General features: G+C 66.5%; 17 protein-coding genes. 10 read left to right on the top strand and 7 right to left on the bottom strand.

Annotated features, from left to right (window positions below; all coding sequences use genetic code 11):
* Positions 1 to 81 precede the first annotated feature (81 nt).
* Together IB273_RS23240 and hslO are read right to left on the bottom strand one after the other, a co-directional pair.
* Positions 82 to 1,623, bottom strand: a complete 1,542-nt coding sequence (locus tag IB273_RS23240; RefSeq protein ID WP_081515293.1) for a phosphoenolpyruvate carboxykinase — start codon at positions 1,621 to 1,623, stop codon at positions 82 to 84.
* Between the two features lie 168 nt (positions 1,624 to 1,791).
* The gene (gene hslO / locus IB273_RS23235; RefSeq protein WP_151188663.1) at positions 1,792 to 2,685 is read right to left on the bottom strand and encodes an Hsp33 family molecular chaperone HslO; all 894 of its coding nucleotides are present in this window, start codon (positions 2,683 to 2,685) and stop codon (positions 1,792 to 1,794) included.
* A gap of 118 nt (positions 2,686 to 2,803) precedes the next feature.
* Here hslO and IB273_RS23230 point away from each other — a divergent pair, with 118 nt between their 5' ends.
* A complete protein-coding gene (locus IB273_RS23230; RefSeq protein ID WP_192225122.1) occupies positions 2,804 to 3,604 on the top strand; it encodes a phosphatase PAP2 family protein in 801 nt (266 codons plus the stop codon).
* 149 nt (positions 3,605 to 3,753) lie between these two features.
* Positions 3,754 to 4,401 (top strand): HAD-IA family hydrolase, encoded by a 648-nt coding sequence (locus IB273_RS23225; protein ID WP_081515290.1) that lies wholly within the window; start codon positions 3,754 to 3,756, stop codon positions 4,399 to 4,401.
* On the opposite strand, the gene IB273_RS23220 is transcribed toward IB273_RS23225, so the two are convergent.
* Positions 4,392 to 4,784: an RNA-binding S4 domain-containing protein gene (locus IB273_RS23220; RefSeq protein ID WP_045215645.1), complete on the bottom strand. Its 393-nt coding sequence runs from the start codon at positions 4,782 to 4,784 to the stop codon at positions 4,392 to 4,394. The genes IB273_RS23225 and IB273_RS23220 overlap by 10 nt on opposite strands.
* 134 nt (positions 4,785 to 4,918) lie before the next feature.
* Here IB273_RS23220 and IB273_RS23215 point away from each other — a divergent pair, with 134 nt between their 5' ends.
* The 3 genes from IB273_RS23215 (at position 4,919) to IB273_RS23205 (ending at position 7,451) form a co-directional block, all read left to right on the top strand.
* The gene (locus tag IB273_RS23215) at positions 4,919 to 5,362 is read left to right on the top strand and encodes an ATP-dependent zinc protease (RefSeq protein WP_263864846.1); all 444 of its coding nucleotides are present in this window, start codon (positions 4,919 to 4,921) and stop codon (positions 5,360 to 5,362) included.
* Positions 5,359 to 6,264, top strand: a complete 906-nt coding sequence (rimK, locus tag IB273_RS23210) for a 30S ribosomal protein S6--L-glutamate ligase (protein ID WP_038803545.1) — start codon at positions 5,359 to 5,361, stop codon at positions 6,262 to 6,264. The genes IB273_RS23215 and rimK overlap by 4 nt, the downstream gene beginning before the upstream one ends.
* 257 nt (positions 6,265 to 6,521) lie before the next feature.
* Positions 6,522 to 7,451, top strand: a complete 930-nt coding sequence (locus IB273_RS23205) for a S66 peptidase family protein (RefSeq protein ID WP_192225121.1) — start codon at positions 6,522 to 6,524, stop codon at positions 7,449 to 7,451.
* Here the strand turns inward: IB273_RS23205 and IB273_RS23200 are convergent.
* Together IB273_RS23200 and ompR are read right to left on the bottom strand one after the other, a co-directional pair.
* Positions 7,448 to 8,767, bottom strand: a complete 1,320-nt coding sequence (locus IB273_RS23200; RefSeq protein WP_081515287.1) for an ATP-binding protein — start codon at positions 8,765 to 8,767, stop codon at positions 7,448 to 7,450. The genes IB273_RS23205 and IB273_RS23200 overlap by 4 nt on opposite strands.
* Before the next feature lie 61 nt (positions 8,768 to 8,828).
* Positions 8,829 to 9,569 carry a two-component system response regulator OmpR gene (gene ompR, locus IB273_RS23195; RefSeq protein WP_081515286.1) on the bottom strand — a complete coding sequence of 247 codons (741 nt, stop codon included), beginning with the start codon at positions 9,567 to 9,569 and terminating at the stop codon, positions 8,829 to 8,831.
* Positions 9,570 to 9,843: 274 nt separating this feature from the next.
* On the opposite strand from ompR, the gene IB273_RS23190 reads away from it, so the two are divergent.
* From IB273_RS23190 to IB273_RS23175, 4 genes are all read left to right on the top strand, one after another.
* Positions 9,844 to 12,186, top strand: a complete 2,343-nt coding sequence (locus IB273_RS23190) for a Tex family protein (RefSeq protein ID WP_192225120.1) — start codon at positions 9,844 to 9,846, stop codon at positions 12,184 to 12,186.
* Positions 12,187 to 12,222: 36 nt separating this feature from the next.
* Entirely contained in the window at positions 12,223 to 12,585 is a 363-nt protein-coding gene (locus tag IB273_RS23185) for a PaaI family thioesterase (RefSeq protein WP_405307451.1), read from the top strand.
* Positions 12,586 to 12,750: 165 nt separating this feature from the next.
* Complete coding sequence (gene gshA, locus IB273_RS23180; protein ID WP_192225119.1) at positions 12,751 to 14,337, top strand: glutamate--cysteine ligase; 1,587 nt, start codon at positions 12,751 to 12,753, stop codon at positions 14,335 to 14,337.
* A 139-nt stretch (positions 14,338 to 14,476) separates the two neighbouring features.
* Entirely contained in the window at positions 14,477 to 14,725 is a 249-nt protein-coding gene (locus IB273_RS23175) for a hypothetical protein (RefSeq protein ID WP_192225407.1), read from the top strand.
* On the opposite strand, the gene argA is transcribed toward IB273_RS23175, so the two are convergent.
* Together argA and argE are read right to left on the bottom strand one after the other, a co-directional pair.
* Positions 14,726 to 16,024, bottom strand: coding sequence for an amino-acid N-acetyltransferase (argA, locus tag IB273_RS23170; RefSeq protein WP_081515281.1), 1,299 nt, complete (start codon positions 16,022 to 16,024; stop codon positions 14,726 to 14,728).
* 196 nt (positions 16,025 to 16,220) lie between these two features.
* The gene (gene argE, locus IB273_RS23165; RefSeq protein ID WP_151188667.1) at positions 16,221 to 17,360 is read right to left on the bottom strand and encodes an acetylornithine deacetylase; all 1,140 of its coding nucleotides are present in this window, start codon (positions 17,358 to 17,360) and stop codon (positions 16,221 to 16,223) included.
* 187 nt (positions 17,361 to 17,547) lie between these two features.
* Between argE and IB273_RS23160 the strand changes: the two genes are divergently transcribed.
* On the top strand, positions 17,548 to 18,912 hold the full coding sequence (locus tag IB273_RS23160; RefSeq protein ID WP_192225118.1) for an inorganic triphosphatase: 1,365 nt from the start codon (positions 17,548 to 17,550) through the stop codon (positions 18,910 to 18,912).
* The last annotated feature ends 47 nt before the right edge of the window (positions 18,913 to 18,959 follow it).

Below are 18,959 nucleotides of genomic sequence, written 5' to 3'. Positions count from 1 at the left end.
GGGCATGGCCCGCTCCTACAGGACTCTACCGGCGCAAATGAAAAAGCCGCCCGAAGGCGGCTCTTTCCAGAACGGGCTCGCTTACAGCTGCGGGCCGGCGTTCTTGATGGCGTCGCTCACGTCGAACTTCTGGAAGTTGTCGATGAACTTGGTGGCCAGGCCCTTGGCGGCTTCGTCGTAGGCAGCCTTGTCTTCCCAGGTGTTGCGCGGGTTGAGCAGGACGGTGTCGACGCCCGGAACGGCCTTGGGCACGTCCAGGTTGATGATGTCCAGGTGCTCGGTCTCGGCGCCGATCAGAGCACCGCTCTGGATGGCGGCGATCACGCCACGGGTGGTCGGGATGTTGAAGCGTTTGCCGACGCCGTAGCCACCACCGGTCCAGCCGGTGTTGACCAGGTAGACCTTGGAGCCGAAGGCCTTGATGCGCTTGATCAGCAGCTCGGCGTAGACGCCAGCCGGACGCGGGAAGAACGGTGCGCCGAAGCAGGTGGAGAAGGTCGACTTGATGCCGCCGCCCGAACCCATTTCGGTGGAACCGACCAGCGCGGTGTAGCCGGACAGGAAGTGGTAGGCCGCCTGCTCGTTGTTCAGGATCGACACCGGCGGCAGTACGCCGGTCAGGTCGCAGGTCAGGAAGATCACGGCGTTCGGTTCGCCGCCGAGGTTCTGCTCGGAACGCTTCTCGACGTTTTCCAGCGGGTAGGCCGCGCGGGAGTTCTGGGTCAGGCTGTCATCGGCGTAGTCCGGAGTGCGGTTTTCGTCGAGGACGACGTTTTCCAGCACGGCGCCGAACTTGATGGCTTTCCAGATCACCGGCTCGTTCTTCTCGGACAGGTCGATGCACTTGGCATAGCAACCGCCTTCGATGTTGAAGACAACGCCTTCGCCCCAGCCGTGCTCGTCGTCGCCGATCAGGTAGCGGCTTTCGTCGGCGGACAGGGTGGTCTTGCCGGTGCCCGACAGACCGAAGAACAGGGTCACGTCGCCCGCTTCGCCGATGTTGGCGGCGCAGTGCATCGGCAGCACGTCTTTTTCCGGCAGCAGGTAGTTCTGCACGCCGAACATGGCCTTCTTCATCTCACCGGCGTAGCGCATGCCGGCGATCAGCACCTTCTTCTGGGCGAAGTTGAGGATCACGCAGCCATCGGAGTTGGTGCCGTCACGCTCGGGCACGCACTCGAAGTTGGCGACGTTGAGAACCTGCCACTCTTCGCGGCCGGCCGGGTTGTACTGCTCGGGCTCGATGAACAGCGCACGGCCGAACAGGTTCTGCCAGGCGGTAGCGGTGGTCATCTTCACGGCCAGGTAGTGGTCGTGGGCCGAACCTACATGAACGTGGGAAACGAAATGGTCCTGGGCGTCATTGAAGGCCTGGACACGGTCCCACAGGGCATCGAACTTGTCGGCCGGGAACGGACGGTTGATGGCGCCCCATGCGATGGAATCCTTGCTGCCCGGCTCTTCGACGATGAAACGGTCGGCAGGCGAGCGGCCGGTGCGGTGGCCGGTTTTCACCACGAGCGAGCCGTTGTCGGCGAGTTCGCCTTCGCCGCGGCGAATGGCTTCTTCCACCAGTTGGGCAACGCTGATATCGGTGTAAACGGCTTTATTGGCTTGCGTCATGTGGGTCCCCGTCGGCCGAAGCCGAGTCCTCCAAACATTGCGTAGTGACTTCTGATTCCCACTACCGCGGAAAAAAGTCGCGGGATTATGCCAGAAAAGAACTGTTCTCGTGCAGCCTCTGATCTGGCGAGAGCGCCATTGGTTCGGCTATCGGACAAATCGATGCGGTCAATGGCGGGTTTCTGACGGTGTCTGGCTACCGCCGCCAGAGAACAGCTGGGCAACGTCCGAACCGTCGAACTGGTAGCGCTGGTTGCAGAACTGGCAGTCGATGACGATCTCGCCGTCCTCCTCGGCCAGCAGACGCTCGGCGTCTTCCTGCCCAAGACTGACCAGCGCGTTGGCCGAGCGTTCCCGCGAGCAGCTGCAGCGGAACACCAGCGGCTGCGGATCGAACAGGCGCACGTCGTCCTCGTGGTACAGGCGGTGCAGCACGGTGGCGTTGTCCAGGCCCAGCAGCTCCTCGGCGGTGAGGGTATCGGCCAGGGTGCTGACGTGCTGCCAGCTGGCTTCGCGCGACTCGGCGTCGCGCTGGCGGTCGGCCGGCAGTTGCTGCAGCAGCAGGCCACGGGCGCGGCGGCTGTCGGCGTTCAGCCAGAAACGGGTCGGCAGTTGCTCGGAGGTAGCGAAGTAGGTCGACAGGCAGTCCGCCAGGGTCGCGCCTTCCAGCGGCACGATGCCCTGGTAGCGCTTGCCGTTCTTCGGATCGACGGTGAGGGTCAGTACGCCCTCTGGCATCAGCTCCGGCAGACCAGCGGTATCGCCGATGGCGTCCGCGTCGTAGCGGGCCAGGCCGCGCACTTCGCGGTTGCTGGAGCACTCCACCATCAGCAGTGGCACGGCGCCATTGGAGCGCGCCTGCAGCACCAGCAGACCATCGAACTTCAGGGTGCCGCAGAGCAGCGCGGCGGCGGCCAGCATTTCTCCCAGCAGTTGGGCGACCGGCTGTGGGTAGGGGTGCTTGGCCAGCACTTCGGCGAAGCTGCGGTCGAGCTCTACCAGCTCACCACGGACATCGGTGTTGTCGAACAGGAAACGCTGACTTTGATCGATCTGGGACATGCTCTGCACAACGCTGCGATAGGCACAAATAAATGACAAGTTGATGGCAAAGGCCTATAAAGCGCGCTTTGCAGCACCCACCCATACTCGGGGGGTTCCGTAAGGGGGTATCGATTTTATGGACAAAACCACGCCGTTCCAAGCCACCTGGTCCTGGAAGCCCTTCATCGCCTGTCACCTGATGGCGGTCGTCCTGCTCCTGCTGTGGCTCTGGGAGCCCGCTCGCAGCGCGATTGACCTGTTCGACTTCAGCCTGTTCAGCCTGCTCAACCAGCCGCTGGCGACCAACGAAGCCTGGCGCCTGACCTGGGCCGTGGCGAGCACCCGGCCGTTCGACCTGCTGGTGGGGGTGATCCTGCTGCTGCTGCTGATCCGTGGCGACTGGATCTTCAAGGCCACGCAGGTCCGCGCGGCGACCTTCGGCTTTTTATGCGCAGCCGTCGTGCTGGTGGTCGTGCGCATCCTCTACGCCAAGGTCGCCCACAAGCTGGGCTGGCAGCACGCGAGCATTTCCAGCATCGCGCCGGATGCCGTACGCCTGGAACACTTCTTCCCGCAATGGGAAGACACGCCCTTCGAGGTGAAGGACGAATCCGCCCGCAGCTTCCCCGGCGACCACGCCTCGGTGCTGCTGATCTGGGCGCTGTTCCTCACCCTGTTCGCCCGCAACGCCCTGCAGTGGGTGGTGATCTGGGGCCTGGCGCTGCTGTTCATGCTGCCACGCCTGGTGGCCGGCGCGCACTGGGGCCAGGACGACTACATCGGCGGCGTGCAGATGGCGCTGGTGGCCCTGGCCTGGAGCTGCTTCACCCCCTTCGCCGCCAAGGGCAGCGCAGCCCTGGTGCGCTGGACCGATCCGCTGTTCCGTCTGGCCGCGCGGATTCCGCTGGTCAATCGCCTGAGCGTTATCGCGGCCTGAACCGTCGGCCGGCGCCCGTGTGGCGCGCCGGCCGTTGCTCTCGACCAGAGCATCGGGATATATCCCACAGCGATCTTCCGCGTTTCGTCGTGGTCAATGGAGCATCATCGCTCTCCCCGACCGGAGCCCCTCCAGGAGTTCGCCCCGCCATGCTGATCGAAACCCGCGCCATCCTGCTCGACATGGACGGCACCCTGGTGCAGTCCACCGCCGCCGTCGAAGTCATCTGGAGCCTGTGGTGCCAGCGCCACGGCCTGCCGCCGGAGGCTGCGCTATCGATCTGCCACGGCGTGCGCTCGCAGGACGTGATCGGCCGCCTCGCGCCGCACCTGGAGCTGGCGGAAGAACTGGCGTTCCTGCACGAACTGGAACTCGAGCACGTAGCGCAACCGTCCATCGTGGGCGGCGCCGACCGTTTCCTCGGCACCCTGACCGGCCAGCCCTGGGCGGTGGTCACCTCCGCCAGCCGCGCGATTGCCCTGGATCGCCTCGCCCTCTGCGGCCTGCCGCTGCCGGATGTGCTGGTCGGCTCCGATGACGTCAGCGCCGGCAAGCCGGACCCGCAACCCTACCGGCTCGGCGCCCAGCGCCTGGGCATGGCGGCGCAGGACTGCCTGGCCTTCGAAGACGCCCCGGCCGGCGTGCAGAGCGCGCTGGACGCTGGCTGCCAGGTGATTCAGATCGGCACCGGCAGTGCTTTCGATCCGCGCGTGCGCGCCGTGGTGCCGGACTGGTCACCGCTGAGCCTGAAGGCCGCGAACGGCAAATTGCTGATCGAACTGCCCGATCATTCCTGATCGCGGAAGCTGAACAACTGGCGGCGCTGCTTCTTGGTCGGCCGCCCGTCGGTCTGCACGCCCAGCGCGCCGGCCTTGCGCATTGCCGAAGCGTCCTCGCGGCGCTTCACGCTGTCGGCGGTCTCCTCGTAGAGCAACTGCGCTTCGGGTGCGCCACGGCGCACCATGGACAGCGCCTTCACCACCACGGTGCGCTCGTCGAAGCCGGTGCGGATCACGTACTCCTCGCCGACCTTCGGCTCCTTGCCCGGCTTGCAGCGTTCGCCCCGACAATGCACCTTGCCGCCATCGATGGCTTCCTTGGCCAGGGAGCGGGTCTTGTAGAAGCGCGCCGCCCACAGCCACTTGTCCAGGCGGACCTTATCGTCGTCTTTTTCGCTCACTTCACAACCTCGTCATGCGGGTCTGAGAGTGTACCCCGCGCCCCGCTGGCGGGGCACAAGCGGCCTGACTAGAATGCCGGCAAACGCCGGGGACACCAGCCTTGAAGACTTTCGACCAGCTGTCGGTAATTGGTCTGCGTGAATGGATCGCCCTGCCCGAACTGGGCATGGTCGGCCTGCGCGCGAAGATCGACACCGGCGCCAGCACCTCCAGCCTGCATGCCAGCGACATCGTGCCCTTCGAGCGCGACGGGCAGAGCTGGGTGCGCTTCGTCGCGCACCTGGGCACCCAGGTGCAGCGTCGCCATCGCTGCGAAGCGCCGGTGGTGACGATGAAGACCATCAAGAGCTCCAACGGCCAGGCCCAGACCCGCTACGTGATCCGCACCCTGCTGGCGCTGGGCGACCGCGCCTGGTCGGTGGAATTCACCCTGGCCTGCCGCAAGACCATGCGCTACCGCGTGCTGCTAGGCTCCAAGGCTCTTGTGCAGGGCCAACTGGTGGTCAACCCCGGCCTCACCTACGTGCAAGACAAACCCCTCATCATGGTTCCCGCCACCCTTCCAGGTGATCAATGAAAATTGCTGTGCTGTCGCGCAATCCGCGCCTGTATTCCACCCGTCGGCTGGTAGAGGCCGGGCAGCAACGCGGCCACGAGATGGTGGTGATCGACACCCTCCGCGCCTACATGAACATCGCCAGCCACAAGCCGCAGATCCACTACCGCGGCAAGCCGCTGGAAGGTTTCGACGCGGTGATCCCGCGCATCGGCGCCTCGGTGACCTTCTATGGCTGCGCCGTGCTGCGCCAGTTCGAGATGATGGGCGTCTTCCCGCTCAACGAGTCGGTGGCCATCGCCCGTTCCCGCGACAAGCTGCGTTCGCTGCAGCTGCTGTCGCGCAAGGGCATCGGCCTGCCGGTGACCGGTTTCGCCCACTCCCCCGATGACGTGCCGGACCTGATCGAGATGGTCGGTGGCGCGCCACTGGTGATCAAGCTGCTGGAAGGCACCCAGGGCATCGGCGTGGTCCTCTGCGAGACGGAGAAGGCCGCCGAATCGGTGCTGGAGGCCTTCATGGGGCTCAAGCACAACATCATGGTGCAGGAGTACATCAAGGAAGCCGGCGGTGCCGACATCCGCTGCTTCGTGGTCGGCGACAAGGTGATCGCCTCGATGAAGCGCCAGGCCGCGGCCGGCGAGTTCCGCTCCAACCTGCACCGCGGCGGCAGCGCCAGCCTGATCAAGATCACCCCGGAGGAGCGCATGACCGCCATCCGCGCCGCCAAGGTGATGGGCCTGCACGTCGCCGGCGTCGACATCCTGCGCTCCAACCATGGGCCGCTGGTGATGGAGGTGAACTCCTCGCCGGGCCTGGAAGGCATCGAGACCACCACCGGCAAGGACATCGCCGGGGTGATCATCGAGTACCTGGAGAAGAATGGCGGGCCGCATCTGGCGCGGACCAAAGGCAAGGGATAAGCCGGGCTTTCGCGACGCATGCGTCGCGCCGGCGAACGCCAGGCCACGGATGGCCTGGCAGGGGTCTCAGAGAGGCACGTGGTCACGACAGGGATGTCAGGATTGCCCTCTCAGAAAGCGCTCTCCAGCCAAACGGCGGATAAGCGTCCCGCTTTATTCGCCCTACCGGAGCGAACCTCCTGCCTGCGTTGCCAGGCTGAACCCTTCGCGAGCAAGCTCGCTCCTACAGGCTCCTCCCACCGCTATCGGATGTACTCATGCCCGCTCCCCGCCCCCACGCCGAACTCACCTGGTCGCCCATCGAGGGCCGCGTCGCGCTGGTTGCGCCGGCCTCGGCGATTGCCGAGGAGGTGCTGGAAGCCACCCTGCGCCAGCTGGAGGTGCAGGGCATCGACTACCACCTGGGCGAGCACGCCGACGCCCGCTACCGCTACCTGGCCGGCACGCCGGAGCAACGCCTGGAAGACTTCCACGCCGCCTTCGAGCGAGAAGACGTCAGCGCCGTCTGGTGCCTGCGTGGCGGCTACGGCTGTGGACAACTCATCCCGCAGCTGGACTGGCAGCGCCTCAAGGCCGCCTCGCCGCGCCCGCTGATCGGCTTCTCGGACATCTCCATCCTGCTCAGCGCCTTCCACCGCCAGGGCCTGCCGGCGATCCATGGCATGGTCGCCACCGGCCTCGGTCTGCAGCCGCTGAGCGCACCCAGCGAGCAGCGTGAACGCCTGGCCTCGCTGGCCTCGATCAGCCACGTACTGGCCGGCGGCCCCGGCAAGCTGGCGGTGCAGCACCTGGCAGGGCCGAAGGCGGCTGTGGAAGGCGAACTGATCGGCGGCAACCTCACCGCACTGGCCTGCATGGCCGGCACAGCAGGCGCGCTGTACGTGCCGGACGGCGCGATCCTTATCCTCGAGGACGTCGGCGAACCCTACTACCGTCTGGAGCGCAGCCTCTGGCAACTGCTGAACAGCCTGGACGGCGCACGCCTGGGCGCGATCTGTCTCGGCACCTTCACCGATTGCCCGCGCAAGGGCGTGGCCCACAGCCTGGAAGAAATCTTCGCCGAGTACGCCGCGCAGCTGGGCGTGCCGCTCTACCACGGACTGCCCAGCGGCCACGGCGCGCACAACCGCGCCTGGCCCTATGGGCGCCAGGCGGTGCTGGAAGGCAAATCCCTGCGCTGGGATTAGTGCGCGTCGCGCGGCAGCAGCAACCCCAACGGCAGGCAGACGCGCGCTTCCACGCCACCGCCCTCGCGGTTGCGCAGCTCGATGCTGCCGCCGTGCTGTTCGGCGATGCGTTTGACGATGGCCAGCCCGAGGCCGGTGCCCTTGCCACCGCGCGCTTTATCGCCACGGAAGAAGGGGTTGAAGATGTTTTCCAGCTCCTGCGGATCGACCCCCGCGCCACGGTCCAGCACGCTGAGCACCACGTAGGGCGCGCCGCCACCGCCCGCCACGTGGGCTGCCACTTCGACCTTGCCGCCGCCGTGGTTCAGGCCGTTCTCGATCAGGTTGCCAAGCAGGCGCTTGATCGATACCCGGCGGAAGCGGAACAGCGGCAGCGTCTCCAGGCACAGGCGCACGCGGTTGCCGCTCTGATTGAAGGCGTCGGCCACCTCGCGGATCAGGTCAGCGAGGTCGCCCTCTTCCACCGACTCGTCGCGGCCATCGCGGATGAAGGCGAGGAACTGGTCGAGGATGGCGTCCATGTCCTCGATGTCACGGACCATGTCCTCGACCATCTCGCGGTCGCTGTCGGGCATCAGTTCCAGTGACAGGCGCAGGCGCGTCAGCGGCGTGCGCAGGTCGTGGGAAACCCCCGCCAGCATCAGCTCGCGCTCGCGACCGGCCTGCTCGACATCGTCGGCCATCTGGTTGAACGCGCGGTACACCTCGGCCATCTCGCTGGGCGTTTCCGGCCCCAGCGGCAGGCGCACGCTGCGCCCCTTGCCGAACTCGCGGGAGGCAAAGACCAGGCGCTTGAGCGGCTGGCTGAGCAGGCGCACGAAGATCCAGGCGGCAGCGGTGGACAGCAGGCCGATGCCGAGGAACCAGCCCAGCACGCTCCAGATCTGCTGGCCGCGCAGCGGGTGCGGGTAGAGCGGCACGCCGATCCAGCCGTCACCCAGGGTCGGCGCGCGAACCCAGAGCATCGATGGATGGTGGATACGCAGGCGGGTCTCGGTGTCGATGCCCAGCTCCATGCGCATCTGCCGCTGGAAGATTTCCGTGTAAGGCCAGTGCACTTCCTCCGGCTGCCCCTGTTCGTGGGGCGCCCACTTCAACCCGGCGGACTGGGCGATGGCCTCGCGCGACTTCTCGTCCGCCGCCCAGTAGGCGCGCACGGTCAGCGCCGCGCCATGGCTGTACTGGCGGTCGACCAGCATGTCTTCGTTCATCAGCAGGTACACCAGGGTCAGCGCCTTGGAGAACAGCACGACGATGAGCACCAGCCAGAGGGTGCGGGCGAAGAAGCTTTGCGGGAACCAGAGGGGTGTCTTCAAGAGGGCGTTACCAGCGGAACACGAACGGCCGGGGCGAAGGACTCCGCCCCGGCGGGGTCAATCACTTGCGGGCGGCGCCGTCCGGCACGAATACGTAACCCACGCCCCAGACGGTCTGGATGTAGCGCGGCTTCGACGGATCGGGCTCGATCAGCCGGCGCAAACGGGAAATCTGCACGTCGATGGAGCGCTCCAGGGCGTCCCACTCGCGGCCGCGAGCCAGGTTCATCAGCTTGTCGCGGGTCAGCGGCTCGCGCGCATGCTGCACCAGGGCCTTGAGCACGGCGAACTCACCGGTGGTGAGCATGTGCACTTCCTCGCCCTTCTTCAGCTCGCGGGTAGCCAGGTGCAGCTCGTAGTCGCCGAAAGTGACGACCTCGTCCTCGCCCGCCGGCGCGCCCGGTACCAGCGGCGCCTGGCGGCGCAGCACGGCCTTGATCCGCGCCAGCAGTTCGCGCGGGTTGAAGGGCTTGGCCAGGTAGTCGTCGGCGCCCTGCTCAAGGCCGGAGATACGGCTGGACTCGTCGCCCTTGGCGGTGAGCATGATGATCGGGATCTGGTTGTTCGACTCGCGCAGGCGCTTGCACGCGGAGAGGCCATCCTCGCCGGGCATCATCAGGTCCAGCACCACCAGCTGGAACAGCTCGCGGGCCAGCAGGCGGTCCATCTGCTCGGTGTTTTCGACGGCGCGGACACGGTAACCCTGCTCATCGAGGAAGCGTTCCAGCAGACGGCGCAGGCGCGCATCGTCATCGACCACGAGGATCTTTTCGCCTTCCGGCAGGGTGGCAGCGTTGGTCATGGAAACTCCCAGAATCTGATTCGACGGGCATTATCGCCCAGCCGCCGCGCATCACGGCCTGTCCATTGTTAGCAGATTTTTCCCCGACCAGTCGCCCACCCGGTGAAATTGTCGTGGGTATAATGCGGCGCTTTTGCGGCGGGGCGTTGTCACAGAGCCTGTCGAATCACCGGGAAGCCCGGCATTGGCGCTCTGTTATGGGCCTTTCGATGATCCTGCGAGCTAGCGCAGCAGATCATGCGCCCCGTTTTCGATTGTCTTGTCAGGTGGATTCATGGACAGCATCAACACCCGTATCGCCGAAGAGCTTTCCGCACTGCCCTCCGGCCGCGTTCAACCGCAGCAAGTCGCCGCTGCCGTCGCCCTGCTCGATGAGGGCTCCACCGTCCCCTTCATCGCCCGTTACCGCAAGGAAGTCACCGGCAGCCTGGACGACACCCAGCTGCGCATGCTCGAAGAGCGCCTGCGTTACCTGCGCGAACTGGAAGACCGCCGTGGCGCGATCCTCGCCAGCATCGAGGAACAGGGCAAGCTGACCCCGGAACTGGCCCGCGAGATCAAGCTCGCCGACACCAAGACCCGCCTCGAAGACCTCTACCTGCCCTATAAGCAGAAGCGCCGCACCAAGGGCCAGATCGCCCTGGAAGCCGGCCTCGGCGAGCTGGCCGACGCGCTGTTCAACGACCCGAGCCTGTCGCCGGAAACCGAAGCCGCGCGCTTCGTCGATGCCGAGAAGGGCTTCGCCGACACCCGTGCCGTGCTCGAAGGCGCCAAGTACATCCTGATGGAGCGCTTCGCCGAGGACGCCACTCTGCTGGACCGCCTGCGCGGCTTCCTCAAGGACAACGCCACCCTCACCGCACGCATGGTGCCGGGCAAGGAAACCGAAGGCGCCAAGTTCAGCGATTACTTCGAGCACGACGAGCCGCTCAAGAGCGCCCCGTCGCACCGCGCCCTGGCGATATTCCGTGGGCGCAACGAAGGCATCCTCAGCGTCGCGCTGAAGGTCGGCGAAGAGCTGCCGGGCACCTCGCACCCCTGCGAGATCATGATCGGCGAGCGTTTCGGCGTCTCCAACCAGGGCCGCGCCGCTGACAAGTGGCTGTCCGAAGTGGTGCGCTGGACCTGGAAGGTCAAGCTCTACACCCACCTGGAAACCGACCTGCTGGGCGAGCTGCGCGACGGCGCCGACGCCGAGGCGATCAACGTCTTCGCGCGCAACCTGCACGACCTGCTGCTGGCCGCCCCGGCCGGCCCGCGCGCCACCCTGGGCCTGGACCCGGGCCTGCGCACCGGCGTGAAAGTCGCCGTGGTCGATGCCACCGGCAAGCTGCTGGACACCGCCACCGTCTACCCGCACGTGCCGAAGAACCAGTGGGACCAGACCATCGCCGTGCTCGCCGCGCTGTGCGCCAAGCACCAGGTGGAACTGATCGCCATCGGCAACGGCACCGCCAGCCGCGAGACCGACAAGCTGGCCGCCGAACTGATCAAGAAATACCCGGCGCTCAAGTGCACCAAGATCATGGTCAGCGAGGCCGGCGCCTCGGTGTACTCGGCTTCCGAACTGGCCGCCAGGGAGTTCCCGGAGCTGGACGTATCGCTGCGCGGCGCCGTCTCCATCGCCCGCCGCCTGCAGGACCCGCTGGCCGAGCTGGTGAAGATCGAGCCCAAATCCATCGGCGTCGGCCAGTACCAGCACGACGTGTCCCAGCTGCAGCTCGCGCGCAGCCTGGACGCGGTGGTGGAAGACTGCGTGAACGCCGTGGGCGTGGACGTGAACACCGCCTCCGCCGCCCTGCTGGCACGCATCTCCGGCCTCAACAGCACCCTGGCGCAGAACATCGTCTCGCACCGTGACGCCAACGGCGCGTTCCGCACCCGCGACGACCTGCGCAAGGTCAGCCGCCTGGGCGAGAAGACTTTCGAGCAGGCCGCCGGCTTCCTCCGCGTGATGAACGGCGACAACCCGCTGGACGCCTCCGCGGTGCACCCGGAAACCTACCCGCTGGTGCAGCGCATCGCCGCCGACACCGGCCGTGACGTGCGCTCGCTGGTCGGCGACTCGGGCTTCCTCAAGCGCCTGGACCCGAAGAAGTTCACCGACGAGCAGTTCGGCCTGCCCACCGTCACCGACATCCTCAAGGAACTCGACAAGCCCGGCCGCGACCCGCGCCCGGAGTTCAAGACCGCCGAGTTCCAGGAAGGCGTCGAAAGCCTGAAGGACCTCACGCCCGGCATGGTGCTCGAAGGCGTGGTGACCAACGTCACCAACTTCGGTGCCTTCGTCGATATCGGCGTCCACCAGGACGGCCTGGTGCACATCTCCGCGCTGTCGGAGAAGTTCGTCAAGGACCCGTACGAAGTGGTCAAGGCCGGTGACATCGTCAAGGTGAAGGTCATGGAGGTGGACATCCCGCGCAATCGCGTCGGCCTGTCCATGCGCATGAGCGACACCCCCGGCGAGAAGGTTGACGGCCCGCGCGGCGGCGGCCGTCCCGGCAACAGTGCGCCGCGTGGCGAGCGCAGCGCAGCCCCGCGCCAGCAGGAGAAGGCCCCGGCGAACAACGCCATGGCCTCGCTGTTCGCCAACGCCAAGCAACTGAAGAAGAAGTAAGGAAGATCCATGAGCGAGATGCCCGCCCGCGAGCTGATGATCAGCCGCTTCAGCGAAACCATCGGCGTGCAGCCGATCCGTGTCGCTGACGGCGAAGCCGAGGTGCTCCTGCCGATGGCCGAGCACCTGCGCAACCGCGGTAACGTCATGCACGGCGGCGCGCTCTTCACGCTGATGGACATGACCATGGGCCTGGCCTGCTCCAGCGCCCATGGTTTCGACCGGCAGAGCGTCACCCTGGAGTGCAAGATCAACTACATCCGCGCGGTCGCCGAAGGCGAAGTGCGCTGTGTGGCGAAAGTCCTGCACGCCGGGCGTCGTTCGCTGGTGGTCGAGGCCGACATCCACCAGGGCGACAAGCTGGTCGCCAAGGGACAAGGCACCTTCGCGCAGCTGTAAATAGCCTCGGCGCAACTGACCTATGCTGTAGTCCGGAGCCCGCGAAAGGCGGGCGTCGGCGCGGCGTCTCCCCAAGCCAGGCGACCACGCCGGTTGTGTTCTCCCCTTGTAGACCGCCCAGTCCACCCCCATAGTGGGGCGATTGCCGTGTGAAGGACTTCCAACTTGAGCGACCAACTCTCCCGCCGCCTGGCCCTGCTTGGCGATGCCGCCAACCTGTCCCTGCTCACCCAGTGCCTGCACGGTATCGAGCGCGAATGCCTGCGCGTCGATGAACGCGGCAAGCTCGCCCTGACCCCGCACCCGCGTGCCCTGGGCTCGGCGCTGACCAACCCGCAGATCACCACGGACTACTCCGAGTCGCTGCTGGAGTTCATCACCTCGACGTCCACCAGCGTCGAGAAGACCCTGGACGAGCTGGGTGACATCCACCGCTTCGCCAGCGGCAAGCTCGACGGCGAATACCTGTGGAGCCCGTCCATGCCCTGCGAGCTGCCGGATGAAGAGACCATCCCGATCGCCCGCTATGGCAGCTCGCACATCGGCCGCCTGAAATACGTCTACCGCAAGGGCCTGGCCCTGCGCTACGGCAAGACCATGCAGTGCATCGCCGGCATCCACTACAACTTCTCCCTGCCCGAGGGCATCTGGGAGCTGCTGCGCGAGGAAGAAGGCAGCGAGAAGAGCGCGCGGGACTTCCAGTCGCACCGCTACATCGCGATGATCCGCAACTTCCGCCGCTACAGCTGGCTGCTGATGTACCTGTTCGGCGCATCGCCGGCCCTGGACGCCGGCTTCCTGCGTGGCCGTCCGCACGGCCTGGAAGCCTTCGACGAGCACACCCTCTACCTGCCCTACGCCACCAGCCTGCGCATGAGCGACCTGGGCTACCAGAACAACGCCCAGGCCGGCCTGACGCCCTGCTACAACGATCTGGACAGCTACATCGACAGCCTGCGCCGCGCAGTCAGCACGCCGTATGCGCCGTACGAGAAGGTCGGCACCAAGGTCGATGGCGAATGGGTTCAGCTGAACACCAACATCCTGCAGATCGAGAACGAGTACTACTCGAGCATCCGCCCGAAACGCGTCACCTACACCGGCGAGCGCCCGATCCAGGCGCTGATGGCCCGTGGCGTGCAGTACGTCGAGGCGCGCTGCCTGGACATCAACCCCTTCCTGCCGCTGGGCATCGACGTCACCGAAGCCCGCTTCCTCGACGCCTTCCTGCTCTACTGCGCGCTGTCCGACAGCCCGCCGCTGGGCGGTTGCGAGTGCGGCTCGGCCACCAGCAATTTCCTCAAGGTGGTCAAGGAAGGTCGTCGCCCGGGCCTGAAGCTGGAGCGCGGCGGCCAGCCGGTGGAAATGAAGGAGTGGGCGGGCGCCCTGCTCGACGCCATCGCGCCGATCATCGATCTGCTCGACCGTGCCAACGGCAGCAGCCTGCACGCGCAGAGCCTGGCCGAGCAGCGCGCCAAGGTCGCCGACGCCGACCTGACGCCATCGGCGAAGGTCCTGGCGGAGATGCGTGAACGTGGCGAGAGCTTCGAAGCCTTCGCCCTGCGCTACAGCCGCCAGCACGCCGAAACGCTGCAGAGCGAACCCCTGCCGACGCAAGAGCAGGAGCGCTTCGAAGGCATGGCCAGCCAATCCCTGGCCGAACAGGCGGAGCTGGAGAAACAGCCCGAAGGCGATTTCGACACCTTCGTCGCCGCCTACCAGGCGAGCATCCTGGGTCTGATCAGCGTCTGATAGAGCAGGAAATCGCTGACACACAGCTCATAGAGTTCTGATCGGCATCCTCAGAGGGCGGGGAGAAAATCCCCCTCCCTGCGGATCGCGACCGGCACGACCGGCGCGATCCGCGCAAGCCTTCTCAGGAAAGCGCTCCATGAGTTCCCCTTCATCCCTCTGGACCCTCCACCAGCTGGAGACCGCCTACCAGCAAGGCTATCTGGAAGCACTGCTCGAACGCCGGCCCCGTCGGCCTGACCATGATGTCCTGGCCGCCAGCTGGGAAGCCGGCTGGCTCGATGGCAGCGAGCGCCTGCGCCAGCTCCGAACCCAGGCAGCGCCGTGCAAGGCGCTACCGCTGAAGGTGCAGATCAGGTATTCGCTGAGGCAACAGGCGAAAACCTGATCAGAGGGTCTTCTCGAATACCTGGGAGTTGCGCTGGTAGTTGTACAGCGACGCTCGCGCCGCCGGCAGGCGCTCCACGCTGCTGGGCTGGAAGCCGCGCTCGCGGAACCAGTGGGCAGTCCGCGTGGTGAGGACGTAGAGGGTCTTCAGGCCGAGGTTGCGCGCGCGCTGCTCGATGCGCTCCAGCAGGTCATCGCCGCGTCCGCCGTGGCGGTACTCCGGGTTCACCGCCAGGCATGCCAGCTCGCCGGAATCCGAATCGGCGATGGGATAGAGCGCCGCGCAGGCGATGATCAGTCCTTCGCGTTCGACGATACTGAACTGCTCGATCTCGCGTTCCAGCACCTCGCGGGAACGGCGCACCAGGATGCCCTGCTCTTCCAGCGGACGAATCAGCTCCAGCAGTCCGCCAACGTCCTCGATGCCCGCTTCGCGCAGTTGCTCGAACTGCTCCTGAGCGACCAGGGTGCCGTTGCCGGTGCGGGTGAAGAGCTCGCTGAGCAGCGAACCGTCTTCGGTGTAGCTGACGATATGGCTGCGGCGCACGCCCGCGCGACAGGCCTGGGCAGCAGCATCCAGCAGCTCACCCTGGTAGCTCGCACCGAGGCGCTCCAGGTGCGCCGGCACCTGCTGCGGGCGCAGCTCGCGCACCAGCTTGCCGGCATCGTCCATCAGGCCGCGCTCGGCTCCATAGAGGATCAGCTTGTCTGCGCCCAGGTCGATGGCCGCGCGCATGGCCACGTCTTCGCAGGCGAGGTTGAAGATTTCCCCGGTGGGCGAATAGCCCAGCGGCGAGAGCAGCACGATGCTGCGCTCGTCGAGCTGGCGGTTGATGCCCTTGCGGTCGATCCGCCGCACTTCGCCGGTGTGGTGATAGTCGATGCCGTCGACCACGCCGATCGGCCGCGCGGTGACGAAGTTGCCGGCGGTCACGCGCAGGCGCGAGCCCTGCATCGGCGAGGCGGCCATGTCCATGGACAGGCGCGCTTCGATGGAGATGCGCAGGCTGCCGACGGCGTCGATCACACAGTCCAGGGTCGGCGCATCGGTGACCCGCAGGCCACGGTGGAAGCGCGGCGCCAGCCCGTGGGAAGCCAGGCGCGCCTCGATCTGCGGGCGCGAGCCATGCACCAGCACCAGGCGCACGCCGAGGCTGTGCAGCAGCACCAGGTCGTGGACGATATTGCCGAAATTGGGGTCTTCGACGCCCTCGCCGGGGAGCATCACCACAAAGGTGCAATCCCGGTGCGAATTGATATAGGGCGAGGCGTGGCGCAGCCAGTTGACGTAGTCGTGCATTGCTTGAAAAGCCTGTCGTTCGAGTGGGCGGAAATCTGTCGGATGTGGCCGGAGTTCGGCCAGGGCGGCGCGGTTATCGTCGTCGCATGCACATCGACAGGTTTCTCCTCTTGGATAGGTTGGGCCCGTTACCGGGGCGCTCTACAGGCAACTCTTCATCGACAGTTGTTGCGGACTGCTCTTCAGCGACTGCCTTTCATAAACAGTAGTGACGGATCAGGCCGCGCAGCAGTTCCACGCATGGCTCGATGCGGTCGAGCTCGAGGTGTTCGTCCGGCTGGTGGGCGCAGGCGATGTCGCCGGGGCCCAGCACCAGGGTCTGGCAGCCGAGCTGCTGAAGATACGGTGCTTCGGTGCCAAAGGCTACCGCTTGTGCCGTGTGCCCGGTCAGACTTTCGGCCAGCCGCACCAGCTCGCTCTGTGCCGGCTCCTCGAAGGGTGGCACGGCGGGGAACAGCGGAGCGTAGTCGATCTTCACCGCATGGCGCTCGGCGACCGGCTTGAGCCGCTCACGGATGGCCTGGCGCAGGGCTTCGGGCTGCATGCCGGGCAGCGGGCGCAGGTCGAACTCCAGCGCACATTGGCCGCAGATGCGGTTGGGGTTGTCGCCGCCGTGGATGCAGCCCAGGTTGAGGGTCGGCTGCGGCACGCTGAACTGCGGGTTGCTGAACTCCTGCTGCCACTGGTTGCGCAGGCCCTGCAATTCGCCCATCACCGCCTGCATCGCCTCCAGCGCACTGCGCCCCAGGCTCGGGTCGGAGGAGTGGCCGCTCTGCCCGAGGATGTCGATGCGCTCCATCATCACGCCCTTGTGCAGGCGGATCGGCTTGAGGTTGGTCGGCTCGCCGATCACCGCCGCACGGCCCAGCGGCCGCCCGGCCTCGGCCAGCGCACGGGCGCCGGCCATGGAGCTTTCCTCGTCGCAGGTGGCAAGGATGATCAGCGGCTGTTTGAACGGCTGATCGAGCAATGGCAGCAGCGCTTCGATGGCCAGGGCGAAGAAGCCCTTCATGTCGCAGGAGCCCAGGCCGAACCAGCGCCCGTCGCGTTCGTCCAGGCCCAGCGGGTCGCTTTTCCACAGGGCCTCGTCGTAGGGCACGGTATCGGTGTGCCCGGCCAGCACCAGGCCGCCGGGGCCACTGCCCAGGGTAGCGACCAGGTTGAACTTGCCCGGCGACACCGGCTGCAGCTCGCAGGCGAAGCCCAGGTCCACCAGCCAGTTGCCCAGCAACTCGACCACCGGGCGGTTGGACTGGTCCAGCGCGGGCTGGGTGCAGCTGACCGAGGGGATTGAGATCAGCTCGGCGAAGCGTTGTTTGAGCGGCGGCAACGGCATGGCTTTCTCCAGAAGATGGACTCCACTATGGACCATGCGGCGGTGCGGTAAAACCTCGCGGCGCCCGGCAGGAACGCTGAAGTCCTGTAAACTGCATGACTTTGAAGTCTTTTTCGCGCCCGTCGTTCCGTCCTTGCTACAAGAGGCCGGGAATCCGGACGCGTCCGCTCTGAACCGGACCCCCGCCATGCAGAAAGAAACCGAAATCAAATTGCGCGTCAGCCGCGAGACCCTCGAAGCCCTGCGCGATCACCCGGCGCTGAAGAAGCGCAACAAATCCGGCTGGGAGCCCCGCGAGCTGTTCAACCAGTATTACGACACCCCCGGCCGCGACCTGGCCCGCGCCCGCGTGGCGCTGCGCATGCGCAAGGATGGCGAGCAGTTCATCCAGACCCTGAAGACCCGCGGCCAGAGCGTGGCCGGCTTGTCCGAGCGCAACGAATGGGACTGGTACCTGGAGAAGAACAAGCTCGACCTGAAGAAACTCGACGACCAGTGCTGGCCGGCCGCCCTCGCCGACCTGGACAAGAAGAGCATGAAGCCGATCTTCAGCACCGACTTCACCCGCCAGCGCGCCGAGATCGCCTGGGGCCGCGGCAAGGCCAAGGTGGTGATCGAGGCCGCGCTGGACCTGGGCAAGGTCATCGCCGGCAAGCAGGAAGAGGAAATCTGCGAGCTGGAACTGGAACTGCGCCAGGGCGAGCCCGAGGCGCTGCTGGAACTGGCCATCGAACTGGCCGCGGACCTGGCGCTGATGCCCTGCGACATCAGCAAGGCCGAGCGCGGCTACCGCCTGTTCGACCCGGCCAGCTACAGCATTCAGCCCGACACCCAGAAGCTGCTGCATGAAACCCCGCTGGACGGCGCCTTCGCCGCGCTGTCCTGGTCGCTGCTGGGCAGCAGCCAGCGCCTCGCCGAGCAATACCGCTTCAACGGCCACTGGAGCCTGCTGGAAAGCTGGCTGCAGCAACTGGTCGACCTGCGCGCCCTGCTCGGCAGCCTCGGCCAGGCCGTGCCGCGCGCCAGCACCCGCGAGCTGCGTGCTGCCCTCGACGCGCTGATCGCCGACTGGCAGCCGCGCATCGAACAGGGTCGCCACGACGACGCCGTGCGCCAGCAGATGCCGGCCGCCTTCCGCGAGGAACTGGCCAACCTGCGCTGGGGTCAGTTCTCCCTGAGCACCTCGCGCTGGCTGCTGGGCAAGGGCTGGGCCACCGAGCGCAACGAACGCGCCAACCGCCTGGGCGGTTCCGCCGTCGGCAAGTGGCTGCAGCGCACCCTGGCCGAAGAGGCCCAGGCCATGCCGCTGCAACGCGCCCAGCAACTGCCCGAAGTGCTCGCCGACCAACTGCCGCGCCTGCAACGCATGCTGGTCTGGCTGCGCCTGGCGCGCAGCGTGCTGGAGCTGCCGGAAACCGACCGCCTGTACGGCGAACTGGCCAAGCTGCAGGAGCTGCTCGTCACTCCCGACGCCGAGGGGCGCCTGGATGCCCTCGCGGCCCAGGCCCATACTGTGCTGACCCTCAAGCCGTGGAAGGCGCTTTTGAAATAAGCTGGCCCGGCATTGCTGCGGGCCTGTGACCCGCCACTGGAAGTAGG

The organism is Pseudomonas sp. PDM19, from assembly GCF_014852215.1.
GTDB lineage: Bacteria > Pseudomonadota > Gammaproteobacteria > Pseudomonadales > Pseudomonadaceae > Pseudomonas.
This window is presented reverse-complemented; position numbering and strand designations above follow the sequence as displayed.